Origin of the sequence: Streptococcus pseudopneumoniae IS7493 (assembly GCF_000221985.1) — a bacterium.
GTDB classification, from domain to species: Bacteria; Bacillota; Bacilli; order Lactobacillales; family Streptococcaceae; genus Streptococcus; species Streptococcus pseudopneumoniae.
This window is the reverse complement of the sequence record NC_015875.1, coordinates 1238452-1255515: the sequence shown is the minus strand read 5'-3', so window position 1 is coordinate 1255515 and position 17064 is coordinate 1238452. Positions and strand designations below refer to the sequence as shown.

Annotated in this window: 13 protein-coding genes and 5 pseudogenes; 17 read left to right on the top strand and 1 reads right to left on the bottom strand. The window is 40.7% G+C overall.

Annotated features, from left to right (window positions below; translation table 11 throughout):
* The first annotated feature begins 291 nt into the window (after positions 1–291).
* The 11 genes and pseudogenes from trmFO to SPPN_RS12865 all read left to right on the top strand — a co-directional run.
* Complete coding sequence (gene trmFO / locus SPPN_RS06480; RefSeq protein WP_000083733.1) at positions 292–1626, top strand: methylenetetrahydrofolate--tRNA-(uracil(54)-C(5))-methyltransferase (FADH(2)-oxidizing) TrmFO; 1335 nt, start codon at positions 292–294, stop codon at positions 1624–1626.
* An 83-nt stretch (positions 1627–1709) separates the two neighbouring features.
* A complete protein-coding gene (gene pyrH / locus SPPN_RS06475) occupies positions 1710–2447 on the top strand; it encodes a UMP kinase (protein WP_000002996.1) in 738 nt (245 codons plus the stop codon).
* 8 nt (positions 2448–2455) lie between these two features.
* A complete protein-coding gene (frr, locus tag SPPN_RS06470; RefSeq protein WP_001262225.1) occupies positions 2456–3013 on the top strand; it encodes a ribosome recycling factor in 558 nt (185 codons plus the stop codon).
* 59 nt (positions 3014–3072) lie between these two features.
* Positions 3073–3927, top strand: coding sequence for an RNA-binding virulence regulatory protein CvfB (gene cvfB / locus SPPN_RS06465; RefSeq protein WP_001095471.1), 855 nt, complete (start codon positions 3073–3075; stop codon positions 3925–3927).
* 8 nt (positions 3928–3935) lie between these two features.
* Entirely contained in the window at positions 3936–4151 is a 216-nt protein-coding gene (locus SPPN_RS06460) for a YozE family protein (RefSeq protein WP_001232084.1), read from the top strand.
* Positions 4152–4235: 84 nt separating this feature from the next.
* A complete protein-coding gene (locus SPPN_RS06455; protein WP_000658205.1) occupies positions 4236–5240 on the top strand; it encodes a PhoH family protein in 1005 nt (334 codons plus the stop codon).
* Between the two features lie 212 nt (positions 5241–5452).
* A complete protein-coding gene (locus tag SPPN_RS06450) occupies positions 5453–6022 on the top strand; it encodes a GNAT family N-acetyltransferase (protein ID WP_000443735.1) in 570 nt (189 codons plus the stop codon).
* Positions 6023–6089: 67 nt separating this feature from the next.
* Positions 6090–6740: a helix-hairpin-helix domain-containing protein gene (locus SPPN_RS06445; protein ID WP_000387332.1), complete on the top strand. Its 651-nt coding sequence runs from the start codon at positions 6090–6092 to the stop codon at positions 6738–6740.
* Positions 6724–8958: a DNA internalization-related competence protein ComEC/Rec2 gene (locus SPPN_RS06440; protein ID WP_000942433.1), complete on the top strand. Its 2235-nt coding sequence runs from the start codon at positions 6724–6726 to the stop codon at positions 8956–8958. The genes SPPN_RS06445 and SPPN_RS06440 overlap by 17 nt, the downstream gene beginning before the upstream one ends.
* Before the next feature lie 57 nt (positions 8959–9015).
* Positions 9016–9701: pseudogene (locus SPPN_RS12110) on the top strand (transposase family protein); the annotation flags it as partial.
* A gap of 105 nt (positions 9702–9806) precedes the next feature.
* Positions 9807–9911 (top strand): annotated as a pseudogene (locus tag SPPN_RS12865) (IS5/IS1182 family transposase); the annotation flags it as partial.
* On the opposite strand, the pseudogene SPPN_RS06430 reads toward SPPN_RS12865, so the two are convergent.
* Positions 9903–10644 (bottom strand): annotated as a pseudogene (locus tag SPPN_RS06430) (FAD:protein FMN transferase); the annotation flags it as partial. The pseudogenes SPPN_RS12865 and SPPN_RS06430 sit on opposite strands and share 9 nt — an antisense overlap.
* 295 nt (positions 10645–10939) lie before the next feature.
* Here SPPN_RS06430 and nox point away from each other — a divergent pair.
* The 6 genes and pseudogenes from nox to SPPN_RS06405 all read left to right on the top strand — a co-directional run bounded on the left by nox (position 10940) and on the right by SPPN_RS06405 (position 17047).
* The gene (gene nox, locus SPPN_RS06425; protein WP_000036802.1) at positions 10940–12319 is read left to right on the top strand and encodes a H2O-forming NADH oxidase; all 1380 of its coding nucleotides are present in this window, start codon (positions 10940–10942) and stop codon (positions 12317–12319) included.
* A gap of 676 nt (positions 12320–12995) precedes the next feature.
* A complete protein-coding gene (locus SPPN_RS06420) occupies positions 12996–13349 on the top strand; it encodes an aminotransferase class V-fold PLP-dependent enzyme (RefSeq protein ID WP_000945719.1) in 354 nt (117 codons plus the stop codon).
* Between the two features lie 36 nt (positions 13350–13385).
* A pseudogene (locus tag SPPN_RS14465) lies at positions 13386–13602 on the top strand (IS630 family transposase); the annotation flags it as partial.
* Positions 13603–13902: 300 nt separating this feature from the next.
* Positions 13903–14380: pseudogene (locus SPPN_RS11405) on the top strand (DUF1919 domain-containing protein); the annotation flags it as partial.
* Between the two features lie 101 nt (positions 14381–14481).
* Positions 14482–16611: a Tex family protein gene (locus tag SPPN_RS06410; RefSeq protein ID WP_014017280.1), complete on the top strand. Its 2130-nt coding sequence runs from the start codon at positions 14482–14484 to the stop codon at positions 16609–16611.
* On the top strand, positions 16598–17047 hold the full coding sequence (locus SPPN_RS06405; protein ID WP_001054508.1) for a SprT family protein: 450 nt from the start codon (positions 16598–16600) through the stop codon (positions 17045–17047). The genes SPPN_RS06410 and SPPN_RS06405 overlap by 14 nt, the downstream gene beginning before the upstream one ends.
* Positions 17048–17064: the final 17 nt, after the last annotated feature.

Here is a 17064-nt window from a genome sequence, read left to right as displayed (position 1 = left end):
TTTCAGCTTGAGCCAAGAAATTCGAGAGCGAGGAAAGTCTGGGGGACTTTTTCAGCTTGAGCCAAGAAATTCGAGAGCGAGGAAAGTCCGGGGGACTTTTTCAGCTTGAGCCAAGAAATTCGAGAGCGAGGAAAGTCTGGGGGACTTTTTCAGCCTGAGCCAAGAAATTCGAGAGCGAAGTAAGTCCAATGGACTTTTTCAGCCTGAGCCAAGAAACTCGAAAGCTCGTAAGTCTGATTGGCTTTTTCAATGTGAATCTTAACTTCACACTCCCAAAGAGGTATTAGTGTCGTGTCTCAATCTTATATCAATGTTATCGGTGCTGGTTTGGCAGGTTCTGAAGCAGCTTACCAAATCGCAGAGCGTGGTATTCCAGTTAAACTTTATGAAATGCGTGGTGTCAAGTCGACTCCTCAGCACAAAACAGACAATTTTGCTGAGTTGGTTTGTTCCAATTCTTTGCGTGGGGATGCTTTGACAAATGCAGTTGGTCTTCTCAAGGAAGAAATGCGTCGCTTGGGTTCTGTTATCTTGGAATCTGCTGAGGCTACACGTGTTCCTGCCGGTGGAGCCCTTGCGGTGGATCGTGATGGTTTCTCTCAAATGGTGACCGAAAAAGTGGTCAACCACCCCTTGATTGAAGTGGTGCGTGATGAAATTACAGAATTGCCAACAGATGTTATTACAGTTGTGGCGACTGGTCCCTTGACTAGCGATGCCCTGGCTGAAAAGATTCATGCCCTTAATAATGGCGATGGCTTCTATTTCTACGATGCAGCAGCGCCTATTATCGATGTCAACACTATCGATATGAGTAAGGTCTATCTCAAATCTCGTTATGATAAGGGAGAAGCAGCCTATCTCAATGCTCCAATGACCAAGCAAGAGTTTATGGATTTCCATGAAGCCTTGGTCAATGCGGAAGAAGCACCGCTCAATTCTTTTGAAAAAGAAAAGTACTTTGAAGGATGTATGCCAATCGAAGTCATGGCCAAACGAGGCATTAAAACTATGCTTTATGGTCCTATGAAACCAGTCGGTCTTGAGTATCCAGACGACTACACAGGTCCTCGTGATGGAGAATTTAAAACCCCTTATGCGGTGGTTCAACTTCGTCAGGACAATGCAGCTGGTAGCCTCTATAATATCGTCGGTTTCCAAACCCACCTTAAATGGGGAGAGCAAAAGCGCGTTTTCCAAATGATTCCAGGTCTTGAAAATGCGGAGTTTGTTCGTTATGGGGTCATGCACCGCAATTCTTACATGGATTCACCAAATCTTCTGGAGCAGACCTACCGTTCTAAGAAACAACCAAATCTCTTCTTTGCTGGTCAGATGACGGGTGTGGAAGGCTATGTAGAGTCCGCAGCATCAGGCTTAGTTGCAGGTATTAACGCGGCTCGACTCTTCAAGGGTGAAAGTGAGGCTATTTTCCCAGAGACAACAGCGATTGGAAGTCTAGCTCATTACATCACCCATGCCGACAGCAAACATTTCCAACCAATGAATGTCAACTTTGGGATTATCAAGGAGTTGGAAGGCGAACGTATCCGTGATAAGAAGGCTCGTTATGAAAAAATTGCAGAGCGTGCCCTCAGCGATTTAGAGGAATTTTTGACTGTCTAATTTTTTTGAAAGAATCGCTCATGATACTATAAAAATCTTAGAAATTGTGATAAAATAGGTAGGATAAAAGAAGGAGAGTGAAAATGGCGAATCCCAAGTATAAACGTATTTTAATCAAGTTATCAGGTGAAGCCCTTGCCGGTGAACGTGGCGTAGGGATTGATATCCAAACAGTTCAAACAATCGCAAAAGAGATTCAAGAAGTTCATAGCTTAGGTATCGAAATTGCCCTTGTTATCGGTGGAGGAAATCTCTGGCGTGGAGAACCTGCAGCAGAAGCAGGTATGGACCGCGTTCAGGCAGATTACACAGGAATGCTTGGGACTGTTATGAATGCTCTTGTGATGGCCGATTCATTGCAACAAGTTGGTGTTGATACGCGTGTGCAAACAGCTATTGCAATGCAACAAGTGGCAGAGCCTTATGTCCGTGGACGTGCCCTTCGTCATCTTGAAAAAGGCCGTATCGTTATCTTTGGTGCCGGAATTGGTTCACCTTACTTCTCAACAGATACAACAGCGGCCCTTCGTGCAGCTGAAATCGAAGCGGATGCTATCCTTATGGCTAAAAATGGGGTCGATGGTGTTTACAATGCCGATCCTAAGAAGGACAAGACAGCCGTTAAGTTTGAAGAATTGACCCACCGTGACGTTATCAATAAAGGTCTTCGTATCATGGACTCAACTGCTTCAACCCTCTCAATGGATAACGACATTGACTTGGTTGTCTTCAACATGAACCAACCAGGCAACATCAAACGTGTCGTATTTGGTGAAAATATCGGAACAACAGTTTCAAATAATATCGAAGAAAAGGAATAAGAAAGATTATGGCTAACGCAATTATTGAAAAAGCTAAAGAGAGAATGACCCAGTCTCACCAATCACTTGCTCGTGAATTTGGTGGTATCCGTGCTGGTCGTGCCAACGCAAGTTTACTCGACCGTGTACATGTAGAATACTATGGAGTAGAAACTCCTCTTAACCAAATTGCTTCAATTACCATTCCAGAAGCGCGTGTTTTGTTGGTAACACCATTTGACAAGTCTTCATTGAAAGACATCGAACGTGCCTTAAACGCTTCTGATCTTGGTATCACACCAGCTAACGATGGTTCTGTAATTCGTTTGGTTATCCCTGCTCTTACAGAAGAAACTCGTCGTGACCTTGCTAAAGAAGTGAAGAAAGTCGGTGAGAATGCTAAAGTGGCTGTCCGCAATATCCGTCGCGATGCTATGGATGAAGCTAAGAAACAAGAAAAAGCAAAAGAAATCACTGAAGACGAATTGAAGACTCTTGAAAAAGACATTCAAAAAGTAACAGATGATGCTGTTAAACACATCGACGACATGACTGCCAACAAAGAGAAAGAACTCTTGGAAGTCTAAAAATAAACAGAAAAACTCAGTTGGCATTGCTGGCTGAGTTTTGTTCGAAAGAAGGAAATATGAATACAAATCTTGCAAGTTTTATCGTTGGACTCATCATCGATGAAAACGACCGTTTTTACTTTGTTCAAAAGGATGGCCAGACCTATGCTCTTACCAAGGAAGAAGGTCAACATACAGTAGGGGATACGGTTAAAGGTTTTGCCTACACGGATATGAAGCAAAAACTCCGCTTGACAACTCTAGAAGTGACTGCCACTCAGGACCAATTTGGTTGGGGACGTGTCACAGAAGTTCGTAAAGACTTGGGTGTCTTTGTGGATACAGGCCTTCCTGACAAGGAAATCGTTGTGTCACTCGATATTCTCCCTGAGCTCAAGGAACTCTGGCCTAAGAAGGGTGATCAACTCTACATCCGTCTTGAAGTGGACAAGAAAGATCGTATCTGGGGACTCTTGGCTTATCAAGAAGACTTCCAACGTCTGGCTCGACCTGCCTACAACAACATGCAGAACCAAAACTGGCCAGCCATTGTATACCGCCTCAAGCTGTCAGGAACTTTTGTTTACCTGCCAGAAAATAACATGCTTGGTTTTATCCATCCTAGCGAGCGCTATGCAGAGCCACGTTTAGGGCAAGTTTTAGATGCGCGTGTCATTGGTTTCCGCGAAGTGGACCGCACTCTGAACCTCTCCCTCAAACCACGTTCGTTTGAAATGTTGGAAAATGATGCCCAGATGATTTTGACTTATTTGGAAAGCAATGGCGGTTTCATGACCTTGAATGATAAGTCATCTCCAGATGACATCAAGGCAACCTTTGGCATTTCTAAAGGTCAGTTCAAGAAAGTTTTAGGTGGTCTTATGAAGGCTGGTAAAATCAAGCAAGACCAGTTTGGGACAGAATTGATCTAGGGTGACATATGAGAAAATCATTTTACACTTGGCTCATGACCGAGCGCAATCCTAAAAGTAACAGTCCCAAAGCTATCCTAGCAGACCTAGCCTTTGAAGAATCAGCTTTTCCAAAACACACAGATGATTTTGATGAGGTGAGTCGCTTTTTGGAAGAACATGCCAGTTTCTCTTTTAACCTAGGAGACTTTGACGCTATCTGGCAAGAATACTTAGAACACTAGCATGATTCATTGGGTTTGGGCTAGTAATTTCTCCATCCCTTTGCTATAATAAAAAGAAATAAAAGGATTAGAGAGGTTCTTTATTTGAAGGAACATTCAATAGACATTCAACTGAGTCATCCAGATGACCTGTTTCATCTTTTTGGTTCCAATGAGCGCCATCTTCGTTTGATGGAAGAAGAGCTTGATGTGGTGATTCATGCTCGTACAGAGATTGTACAAGTCTTGGGGGGGGAGTCAGCTTGTGAGGAAGCTAGACAAGTTATTCAAGCCTTGATGGTTTTGGTAAATCGTGGAATGACAGTCGGCACACCAGATGTAGTGACTGCGATTAGCATGGTCAAAAACGATGAAATCGACAAATTTGTCGCCCTTTATGAAGAAGAAATTATCAAGGATAATACAGGGAAGCCTATCCGTGTCAAAACACTAGGTCAAAAACTTTATGTGGACAGTGTTAAACAGCATGATGTGACCTTTGGAATTGGGCCAGCAGGTACAGGGAAGACCTTTCTTGCAGTGACCTTAGCAGTGACTGCACTTAAACGTGGGCAAGTCAAGAGGATTATCTTGACACGTCCAGCGGTGGAAGCAGGAGAGAGTCTAGGTTTTCTTCCGGGTGATCTTAAGGAGAAGGTAGATCCTTACCTTCGACCTGTTTATGATGCTTTGTATCAGATTCTGGGGAAAGACCAAACAACTCGACTCATGGAGCGTGAAATTATTGAGATTGCGCCCCTTGCCTATATGCGTGGACGGACCTTGGATGATGCCTTTGTCATTCTCGATGAGGCGCAAAATACGACCATTATGCAGATGAAGATGTTTTTGACTCGTTTAGGTTTTCATTCTAAGATGATTGTCAATGGAGATATCAGTCAGATTGACCTGCCACGCAATGTCAAGTCCGGTTTGATTGATGCCCAAGAGAAACTCAAGAACATTCACCAGATTGACTTTGTTCATTTTTCAGCCAAGGATGTGGTTCGCCACCCAGTTGTCGCTCAGATTATCCGAGCCTATGAACCAGAACCGGTTAAAAAAGAAGAGAGTGAAGAATTAGATTCTCAACCTCTATATGAAGGATAGTTCTTTTGTACTTAAAGTTATCTCAATACTAAATCTATAGTAGATTGAAGCTAGAATAGTACGTTGTGACTGCTAAAACATTTTTAGAAATTAATTTGACTTTCCTGATTGATTTGTTTATATCTTATTTCAATCTACTATAAGTTTGCTTTTTAAATGTTTTATTCAATATCCTTATATTAGATTAGAAAGGTTTCAAGTGGAAGAAACGTATGGAATCAATCTTTTTAAAACTAGCTCAGTATCCCATAGTCGAGACAGAGCGTTTGTTGCTTAGACCTGTAACTTTGAATGATGCGGAAGCAATGTTTGACTATGCCTCGGACAAGGATAATACACGTTACACTTTTTCAACCAATCAAAATGTAGAAGAAACCAAGAATAATATTGCTCAGTTCTACTTGGCTAATCCCTTGGGACGCTGGGGGATTGAATTAAAAGATAACGGCAAGTTTATCGGAACCATTGACTTGCACAAGATTGATCCTGTTCTTAAGAAGGCAGCTATTGGCTACATTATCAATAAAAAGTATTGGAATCAAGGATTGACGACAGAAGCCAATCGTGCCGTAATTGAGCTAGCTTTTGAGAAGATAGGAATGAATAAGTTAGTTGCTTTACACGATAAGGCTAATCCCGCGTCAGGAAAGGTCATGGAGAAATCAGGCATGCGTTTTTCCCACGAAGAAGCTTATGCTTGTATGGACCAGCATGAAAAAGGCCGAATCGTGACAAGAGTTCATTATGTCTTGACCAAGGAAGACTATTTTGCAAATAAATAAGCAGTTGAAAAGAAATTTTTCGACTGTTTTTTCTTCCTCTTACGAATAATCTAAGAGAGGAGAAAATATGGAAGCAATTATCGAGAAAATCAAAGAGTATAAAATCATCGTCATCTGTACTGGTCTGGGCTTGCTTGTAGGCGGATTTTTCCTGCTAAAGCCAGCTCCACAAACACCTGTAAAGGAAACGAATTTGCAGGCTGAAGTTGCAGCTGTTTCCAAGGATTTGGTATCCGAAAAGGAAGTGAACAAGGAAGAGAAGGAAGAACCCCTTGAACAAGATCTAATCACAGTAGATGTCAAAGGTGCTGTCAAATCGCCAGGGATTTATGACTTGCCTGTAGGTAGTCGAGTCAATGATGCTGTTCAGAAGGCTGGTGGCTTGACAGAGCAAGCAGACAGCAAGTCGCTCAATCTAGCTCAGAAAGTTAGTGATGAGGCTCTGGTTTACGTTCCTACTAAGGGAGAAGAAGCAGTTAGTCAACAGACTGGTTCGGGGACAGCTTCTTCAACAAGCAAGGAAAAGAAGGTCAATCTCAACAAGGCCAGTCTGGAAGAGCTTAAACAGGTTAAGGGACTGGGAGGAAAACGAGCTCAGGACATTATAGACCATCGTGAGGCAAATGGGAAATTCAAGTCGATTGATGAACTCAAGAAGGTCTCTGGCATTGGTGCTAAGACCATAGAAAAGCTAAAAGACTATGTTACAGTGGATTAAGAACATCCCCATTCCCCTAATTTACCTGAGTTTTTTGTTACTTTGGTTTTATTACGCTATTTTCTCAGCATCCTATCTTGCTTTGTTGGGCTTTGTTTTTCTGCTAGTCTGTCTCTTTTTCCAATTTCCATGGAAATCAACAGGCAAAGTTTTAGTGATTTGTGGAGTCTTTGGCTTCTGGTTTCTGTTTCAAAATTGGCAACAGAGCCAAGCGAGTCAAAATCTGGCGGATTCTGTTGAAAGGGTACGGATTCTGCCTGACACTGTTAAGGTCAATGGTGATAGTCTGTCCTTTCGCGGCAAGGCTGATGGACGCATTTTTCAAGTCTATTATAAACTCCAGTCCGAGGAGGAGAAAGAAGCCTTTCAAGCTTTAACCGACCTGCATGAGATAGGACTAGAAGGGAAGCTTTCGGAGTCAGAAGGGCAGAGAAATTTTGGTGGCTTTAATTACCAAGCCTATCTGAAGACTCAGGGAATTTACCAGACTCTCAATATCAAAACAATCCAGTCACTTCAAAAGATTGGCAGTTGGGATATAGGAGAAAACTTGTCCAGTTTACGTCGAAAGGCTGTGGTTTGGATTAAGACGCACTTTCCAGACCCTATGCGCAATTACATGACAGGACTCTTGCTGGGACATCTGGACACCGACTTTGAGGAGATGAATGAGCTTTATTCCAGTCTAGGAATTATCCACCTCTTTGCCCTATCTGGCATGCAGGTAGGTTTTTTCATGAACGGATTTAAGAAACTTCTCTTGCGATTGGGCTTGACCCAAGAAAAGTTGAAATGGCTGACTTATCCCTTTTCCCTTATCTATGCGGGACTAACTGGATTTTCAGCATCGGTTATTCGCAGTCTCTTGCAAAAGCTACTGGCTCAACATGGGGTTAAGGGCTTGGATAATTTTGCCTTGACAGTGTTTCTCCTCTTTATTGTCATGCCAAACTTTTTCTTGACAGCAGGAGGAGTCTTGTCCTGCGCTTATGCTTTTATCCTGACCATGACCAGCAAAGAAGGGGAGGGGCTCAAGGCTGTTGCTAGTGAAAGTCTAGTCATCTCCTTGGGCATATTGCCCATTCTATCCTTCTATTTTGCGGAATTTCAACCTTGGTCCATCCTCTTGACCTTTGTCTTTTCCTTTCTATTTGACTTGACCTTCTTACCGCTCTTGTCTATCTTATTTGCCCTTTCCTTTCTCTATCCAGTCATTCAACTGAATTTTATCTTTGAATGGTTGGAGGGAATGATTCGCTTGGTCTCGCAGATGACAAGTAGGCCGTTTGTCTTTGGACAACCTAATGCATGGTTTTTAATTTTATTGTTAATTTCCTTGGCTTTGGTCTATGATTTGAGGAAAAATATCAAAAGAGTAGCTGGCTTCAGCTTACTTATTGTGGGTCTCTTTTTCTTGACCAAGCATCCACTGGAAAATGAAATTACCATGCTGGATGTGGGGCAAGGAGAAAGTATTTTCCTAAGGGATGTAACTGGGAAGACCATTCTCATAGATGTAGGTGGCAAGGCAGAATCTGATAAGAAAATTGAAAAATGGCAAGAAAAGGCGACGACCAGCAATGCCCAGCGAACCTTGATTCCCTATCTCAAAAGTCGAGGAGTAGCCAAGATTGACCAGCTGATTTTGACAAATACGGACAAGGAACATGTTGGAGATTTGTTGGAGGTGACCAAGGCTTTTCATGTAGGGGAGATTTTAGTATCAAAAGGAAGTCTGAAACAGAAGGAATTTGTGGCAGAACTACAGGCGACTCAAACCAAGGTGCGCAGTGTGACAGCAGGAGAGAACTTGCCAATTTTTGGAAGTCAGTTAGAAGTCCTATCTCCAAGGAAAATTGGAGATCATGAAGATACCCTGGTTTTGTATGGAAAACTCTTGGATAAAAACTTTCTTTTCACTGGAAATTTGGAGGAGAAAGGAGAGAAGGACATGCTGAAGCACTATCCTGACCTAGAAGTGGATGTTTTGAAAGCTAGCCAACATGGCTCTAAAAAATCATTAAGTTCAGACTTTTTAGAACAGCTCAAACCAGAGATGACTCTCATCTCAGTTGGAAAGAACAATCGAACGAAACTCCCCCATCAGGAAACTTTGACACGACTGGAAGGTATCAATAGCAAAGTTTACCGAACTGACAAGCAAGGAGCTATACGCTTTAAGGGGTGGAATAGTTGGAAGATTGAAAGCGTTCGATAGGAAAGATAAATATTATTATTAGACTTCCTGCGAAACAAAATATGGTATAATAGTTCTATGAATTATGAAGCAAGTAAACAACTAACTGATGCACAATTTAATCGTCTTGTTGGTGTTCAGCGCACGACTTTTGAAGAGATGTTAGCTGTATTAAAAATTAAACACGCAAAAGATGGATAAAAACCTAAATTAAGCCTAGAATACCTTCTTATGGCGACTTCAATATGTGCGAGAATATCGAACTTATGAACAAATTGCGGCTGATTTTGGTATCCACGAAAGCAACTTAACCCATCGGAGTCAATGGGTTGAAGTAACTCTTGTTCAAAGTGGTTTTACGATTTCAAGAACTCACCTTAGTGCTGAAGACACGGTAATGATTGATGCGACGGAAGTAAAAATCAATCGCCCTAAAAAAACAATTAGCGAATGATTCTGGTAAAAAGAAATGCCACGCTATGAAGGCTCAAGCGATTGTCACAAGTCAAGGGAGAATTGTTTCTTTGGAGATCACTGTGAACTATTGTCATGATATGAAGTTGTTCAAAATGAGTCGCAGAAATATCGGACAAGCTGGTAAAATCTTGGCTGACAGTGCTTATCAAAGGCTCATGAAGATATATCCTCAAGCACAAACTCCACGTAAATCCAGCAAACTCAAGCCGCTAACAGCTGAAGAGAAGGCCTGTAACCATGCGCTATCTAAGGGGAGCAGCAAGGTTGAGAATATTTTTGCCAAAGTATAGTAGATTGAAACTAGAATAGTACATATCTACTTCTAAAACATTGTTAGAAATCGATTTGACTGTCTTGATTGATTTGTCCTGTTCTTATTTCATTTCACTATGAAAACGTTTAAAATATTTTCAACAACCTATCGAAATCATCGTAAACGCTTCGGATTACGAATGAATTTGATTGCTGGCATTATCAATCATGAACTAGGATTCTAGTTTTGCAGGAAGTCTATTGTCAAAAATGTGATGGTAATCTTGTCCATCGACTGTCAGGTGACGTTCATAAATGCCTGAAGTCACGACAGATTGATTGACAACGGGAATGGTCATTAAGTGATTTCCCCTCGGATTGGCTGAATCTTGAATCTCGATTTGCCAAGGGTTATCCCCTCTTGTCTGATTTTTTCCAATGGTCAGGATACTCCCTCCCAGATTGATCAAGGCAGAAGTCATACCCTCTTTTCTAAGAAATTGGGCACCCTTTATCTGCACTATAACCCTTGACTAAACAACCTAAATCGATTTTCATTCCTTTCTGCTTTAAGAATACAATGGAAGTAGAAGAATCTAACTCGATATCATGAGGATTGATTAGAGACAGCACCGCTTCAATTTCTTGAGGTTGTGCAGCTTTGGCATCTGAAAAACCAATGCGCCAGGTTTGAATTAGGGGACCAATACTGATGTTGAGCTGGCTATAGAGTGCTAGGCTATGCTCTAAACCAAGTGAAATCAGTTCAAACAGGTCTGGATGAACAGTGACGGGGGCTATTCCTGCTTGATAATTGATTTCCATCAACTCAGATTCTTGACTATTGGCATTGAAATGGTATTCAAGCTTTTTGAGCAAATCAAAGGATTTTTGGAGTAAGATATCTGCTCACTCATTAACTAATGAAATAGTGATAGTGGTTCCCGTTAGGAGTTCAGAATGTGAACGAAGAGGCAAGCTAGCAACTTTTTTCTTTTGTAGAAAATAAGTTGCAATATCAAATAATTATATAAATGGAAGACCATGTATTTTATTTTCATGTTATTATAATACCATAAAGCTAGAATTTTCATAAATTAAATTTGGAAAAAGTCAAGAAATATGCTTAAAAAAATTCATTAGGCTTGAAATTAGGATAAATGGAGAATTGTTTTTGATAAAAAATGATAAAGTAATAGCAAACCTCTGGTAAACGCTGACAATAAATGGTATACTAGTAAGGTAAATTTAGAATGAAAGTAGGAAATTTTTTATGAGTAAAATTGTTGTAGTCGGTGCTAACCATGCTGGTACAGCATGTATTAATACTATGTTGGATAATTTTGGAAATGAGAACGAAATTGTTGTATTTGACCAAAACTCTAGCATCTCTTTCCTAGGGTGTGGAATGGCTCTTTGGATTGGTAATCAAATTGACGGTGCTGAAGGCTTGTTCTATTCTGATAAAGAAAAATTGGAAGCTAAAGGTGCTAAGGTTTACATGAACTCACCTGTTCTTTCAATCGACTATGATAACAAAGTAGTCACAGCCGAAGTTGAAGGAAAAGAGCACAAAGAATCATACGAGAAATTGATTTTCGCTACAGGTTCTACACCAATCTTGCCACCAATAGAAGGTGTTGAAATTCTTAAAGGAAACCGCGAATTTAAAGCAACTCTTGAAAACGTACAATTCGTGAAATTGTACCAAAACGCTGAAGAAGTGATCAATAAACTTGCTGACAAGAGCCAACACCTTGACCGTATCGCCGTTGTTGGTGGTGGTTACATTGGTGTTGAACTTGCTGAAGCCTTTGAGCGTCTTGGAAAAGAAGTTGTCCTTGTCGATATCGTTGATACTGTCTTGAACGGTTACTATGACAAAGACTTTACACAAATGATGGCGAAGAACTTGGAAGACCACAACATCCGCTTGGCTCTTGGTCAAACTGTTAAAGCAATCGAAGGTGACGGTAAAGTTGAACGCTTGATTACCGATAAAGAAACTTTTGATGTGGATATGGTTGTTCTTGCGGTTGGTTTCCGTCCTAACACAGCTCTTGCTGACGGTAAGATTGAACTCTTCCGAAATGGTGCTTTCCTTGTAGATAAGAAACAAGAAACTTCAATTCCAGGTGTATTTGCAGTTGGTGACTGTGCGACTGTCTATGATAATGCTCGTAAAGACACAAGCTACATCGCCCTTGCTTCAAACGCAGTTCGTACTGGTATCGTTGGTGCCTACAATGCTTGTGGACATGAATTGGAAGGAATCGGTGTTCAAGGTTCAAACGGTATCTCAATCTATGGTCTTCACATGGTTTCAACTGGTTTGACTCTTGAAAAAGCAAAAGCTGCAGGTTACAATGCGACTGAGACAGGATTTAACGATCTTCAAAAACCAGAATTCATGAAACACGATAACCATGAAGTAGCGATTAAGATTGTCTTTGACAAAGATAGCCGTGAAATTCTTGGTGCCCAAATGGTTTCACACGATATTTCAATCAGCATGGGAATTCACATGTTCTCACTTGCTGTCCAAGAGCATGTAACAATTGATAAATTGGCATTGACAGACCTCTTCTTCTTGCCACACTTCAACAAACCATACAACTACATCACAATGGCTGCCCTTACAGCTGAAAAATAAAAATGATGAACTATCTGGTCTTAAGTTAAGGTCGGATAGTTTTTTAGGTACGACGGGTCATGGCCTACATCTGAGGAACAAGTCCTCTGTGGGCACTAGCTACCGATGAACCTAATAGCGACCCTCAATCCTGACTATCGTGAGGTAGCGGACGAAGACGGTCTGGAGATAGACCCTGACGTTAGAATAAAAACCGTTAGAGGAAAGAATAGCGAAATCCTGGTTCTAGGAACAGAGAGGTGCTAGGAAAGCCTATCTAGCAGATGAGATAGCCAAGACCTCTAAAGTCCAAATAGGTAGTCGTAACTTATATCTGTAAGTCATGAAAGTAATTGAATTCGGACTAAGGTTTGTGTGAAAAAGATAAATCTTCCTAGAGTCCAAAGATTCTGCGTCCGATTTCCTATTTTCACTGTAACCTTTTAACGTCCTCTGTTATAAAGGAAGAAAGATCTAGGACTGATCCCGTGAGGTTTCATGAGCGCCTAAAGCATAGTAACAAGGAATCATGAGAAGTCAGCAGAAGCCATAGTAGTGATGAAGTTTCTGTAGTAGTATTAAATGGTCCAGTTGTATTTCCCAAAAGATGTGCCAATACAATGTATTACATAAATCGAATTTTAAATCTTAGGAAGTAGAAATTTTTAATGGTAGTAGATTTTCAAAGTGGTGAAATATGTTGAGGAATTTATTTTCTTTTCAAACATCAGATATTATTTATTTTGATAATGCAGCTACAGTTCCCAAGCCAAAAGCTGTTGTTAATAAATTAACAGAAGTTTATTCAGGAATTCCAATAAACATTAAGAGACATAATTCAAAAAATGATTTAATTTTTTCTAATGAATATGAGGCTGTTAAGAAAAAAATTAAAAATTTTCTAAGTGCCAGTAACTACAATGTGCTTTTCACTAAAAGTGCTACGGAGGCTTATAACTTACTTAGTAGGTCTATAAAATATAATAAAGGTAAATTAGGTGTGTCTGTATTAGAACACCATTCTAATTATTTACCTTGGAAAATGTTATAGTTGCTTAGTTTCAAACAAGCATGTTATAATAAAGCTATGGCATATAGTACAGATTTTAAACAGCGAGCATTAGATTACATCAAAGAGGGGGCACAGCCATGTCGAGGCAGCCAAGGTTTTTGATGTTGGCGTCAGAACTCTCTTCACGTGGGAAAAGAACTTACGTGAACAAGGACACTTAGAGAGGAAAAAGCGAGTCGTCAAAAACCGAAAGATTCCTTTAGAGGAATTGAAAGCCTTTGTAGAGGCTCACCTTATTCACCAGATTTGAATCCTATTGAGCAAGCATGGGCTATCTTGAAAAAGAAAGGAACAGATTTATTAAGGGAAGTCCCAACTATTTTTGAATGTTTGGAACGCTTTTTTAAAACTAAATGATTATATAATTGAAATAAGAAGAAAATCATTATCAGAAAATTATAGGAGGTAGTAAAATTGACTTGCTTAATCAGTGTTATTTTATTACATCAAGGAGATAAAAATAGTTTATTAGAGTCTTTATTAATAGTTGATAGACAAACATTTAAAGATATAGAAGTTATTATTGTAAAGCCAATATAGAACACCTTTTGTTGGTTTATTTATTCTTCCTGATGATTATTATAAACTTACAAAGGATTTTCGGTACTATATGGAACAAGAACTTGTTTTCGAAGAGGAACTTGTTTCACCGAGCTGGACCCATGAAGTTTATCCTTTGGGGCACTTAGGGGATATAGATATTCATTTTCTACATTATTCTAGTATTGAAGAAGCACGGACTAAGTGGGAAAAAAGAAAAAACGCATAAATTGGGATAATCTATATTTTAAATTTGATAATAAAGATTCAGCTAGTGAAGAAATTTTAAATAAGATGGATAATCTTCCTTATTCTAATAAATTAATTTTAGTCAATCGTCCATATAAAAATTTGAAAAGTCAATGTGTTATTCCAGGTCAGGAACATCTTCCAGAACTGGCTATTATGTCTGATCCATTAAATACTTTTGATATCATGGCTTGGTTAAAAAAGGTGGCAATGCTCTTTAAGTGCAAGTTATTGCGCTGTAGCATATAAATCTATTCCCTACATATTTTTTAAATGTTCTACGAGTTAATTTAAAATGTTTAGCTTGTGGTATAATAGTTTCATGGATAAAAAATATGAAAAAATCTCTCAGGATTTGGGAGTGACGTTAAAGCAAATTGATACCGTTCTAAGTTTGACAGCTGAAGGGGCGACTATTCCCTTTATGGCGCGTTATCGCAAGGACATGACTGGTAGTCTGGATGAGGTGGCGATTAAGGCTATTATTGATTTGGATAAAAGTCTGACAAATCTCAATGACCGTAAGGAAGCTGTCTTAGCTAAGATTCAAGAACAAGGTAAGTTGACCAAGGAATTGGAAGAAGCTATCTTAGTTGCCGAAAAATTAGCAGACGTTGAAGAACTCTATCTTCCTTATAAGGAAAAGCGTCGTACCAAGGCAACCATTGCCCGTGAAGCTGGACTCTTTCCTCTTGCTCGCTTGATTTTGCAGAATATAGTTGACTTGGAGAAAGAAGCTGAAAAGTTCGTCTGTGAAGGATTTGCGACTGGCAAGGGAGCCTTGACCGGTGCAGTTGATATTTTGGTCGAAGCCTTATCGGAAGATGTGACCTTGCGTTCTATGACTTATCAGGAAGTGCTGAGACACTCTAAACTCACTTCTCAAGCCAAGGATGAAAGTCTTGATGAAAAGCAGGTTTTTCAGATTTATTATGATTTTTCAGAGACAGTTGGAACTATGCAAGGCTATCGTACCTTGGCTCTCAATCGTGGGGAGAAGCTAGGTGTCTTGAAGATTGGTTTTGAACATGCGACGGACCGTATTCTTGCCTTTTTTGCTACTCGTTTCAAGGTGAAAAATGCTTATATTGATGAAGTTGTTCAGCAATCCGTTAAGAAAAAGGTCTTGCCTGCTATCGAGCGCCGTATTCGTACAGAATTAACCGAGAAGGCAGAAGAGGGAGCTATTCAACTCTTTTCTGACAACCTGCGCAATCTTCTCTTGGTTGCTCCTCTAAAAGGGCGCATGGTTCTTGGATTTGACCCAGCCTTTCGTACAGGTGCCAAGCTAGCTGTCGTTGATGCAACTGGGAAAATGCTGACAACTCAGGTCATTTATCCTGTTAAACCAGCATCAGCTCGTCAAATCGAAGAAGCCAAGAAAGATTTGGCAGACTTGATTGGTCAATACGGTGTAGAGATTATTGCCATCGGAAATGGTACTGCTAGTCGTGAAAGTGAAGCCTTTGTGGCGGAAGTTCTTAAAGATTTTCCTGAGGTTAGTTATGTCATCGTAAATGAAAGTGGTGCTTCGGTCTATTCTGCCAGCGAACTTGCTCGTCAGGAGTTTCCAGACTTGACCGTTGAAAAACGCTCTGCTATTTCTATCGCCCGTCGTTTGCAGGACCCCCTTGCTGAATTGGTCAAAATCGATCCTAAGTCAATCGGTGTCGGTCAATACCAGCATGATGTCAGTCAGAAGAAACTGTCTGAAAGTCTGGACTTTGTCGTGGATACCGTGGTGAACCAAGTCGGTGTCAATGTCAATACAGCCAGCCCAGCTCTTCTTTCACACGTAGCTGGACTCAATAAAACCATCTCTGAAAATATCGTCAAATACCGTGAAGAAGAAGGAAAAATCACTTCACGCTCCCAAATCAAGAAAGTTCCTCGTTTGGGGGCTAAGGCCTTTGAACAGGCAGCTGGTTTCCTTCGTATCCCTGAAAGTAGCAATATTCTTGATAATACAGGAGTTCACCCAGAAAATTACGCTGCCGTTAAGGAACTTTTCAAACGCTTGGACATTAAGGACCTGAATGAAGAAGCCCAAGGCAAACTCAAGTCTCTTTCAGTCAAGGAAATGGCGCAAGGGCTAGACCTTGGTCCCGAAACTCTTAAAGATATCATTGCAGATCTTCTCAAACCAGGTCGAGATTTCCGTGATTCCTTTGACGCACCTATGCTTCGCCAAGATGTCCTGGATATCAAGGACTTAGTGGTTGGGCAGAAGCTAGAGGGTGTGGTGCGTAATGTCGTTGACTTCGGTGCCTTCGTTGACATTGGAATTCACGAGGACGGTCTCATTCATATTTCCCACATGAGTCGCAAATTTATCAAACATCCTAGCCAAGTGGTGTCAGTTGGAGATTTGGTGACCGTTTGGGTCAAGAAAATTGATACTGAACGTGAAAAAGTCAATCTGTCGCTCCTAGCTCCAGATGAATCTAACTGATTACGTCAAGCAGGTTTCGCTAGAAGACTTCGGCAGACCTTTTATCCATCATGCCCAGTGGAATAGGCGTCTACGTTCGACAGGTGGGCGATTTTTCCCCAAAGATGGGCATTTGGATTTTAATCCCAAGGTTTATCAGGAACTGGGTCTGGATGTTTTTAGGAAAATTGTCCGACATGAACTCTGTCATTATCACCTCTATTTTCAAGGGAAGGGCTATCAACACAAGGATCGGGATTTTAAGGAACTTTTGGAAGCAGTGGATGGATTACGCTTTGTGCCAACCTTGCCAAATAGAAACTCCAAGCCAATCAAGCTTTATCGTTGCCAATCCTGCCAGCAAACTTATCAGCGCAAGCGAAGGATTGATACCAAACGCTATCGCTGTGGAGTTTGTCGAGGAAAGTTGCTACTAGTAAATCAGCCTGAGGACTGATGAAAGCCGAGCCTACC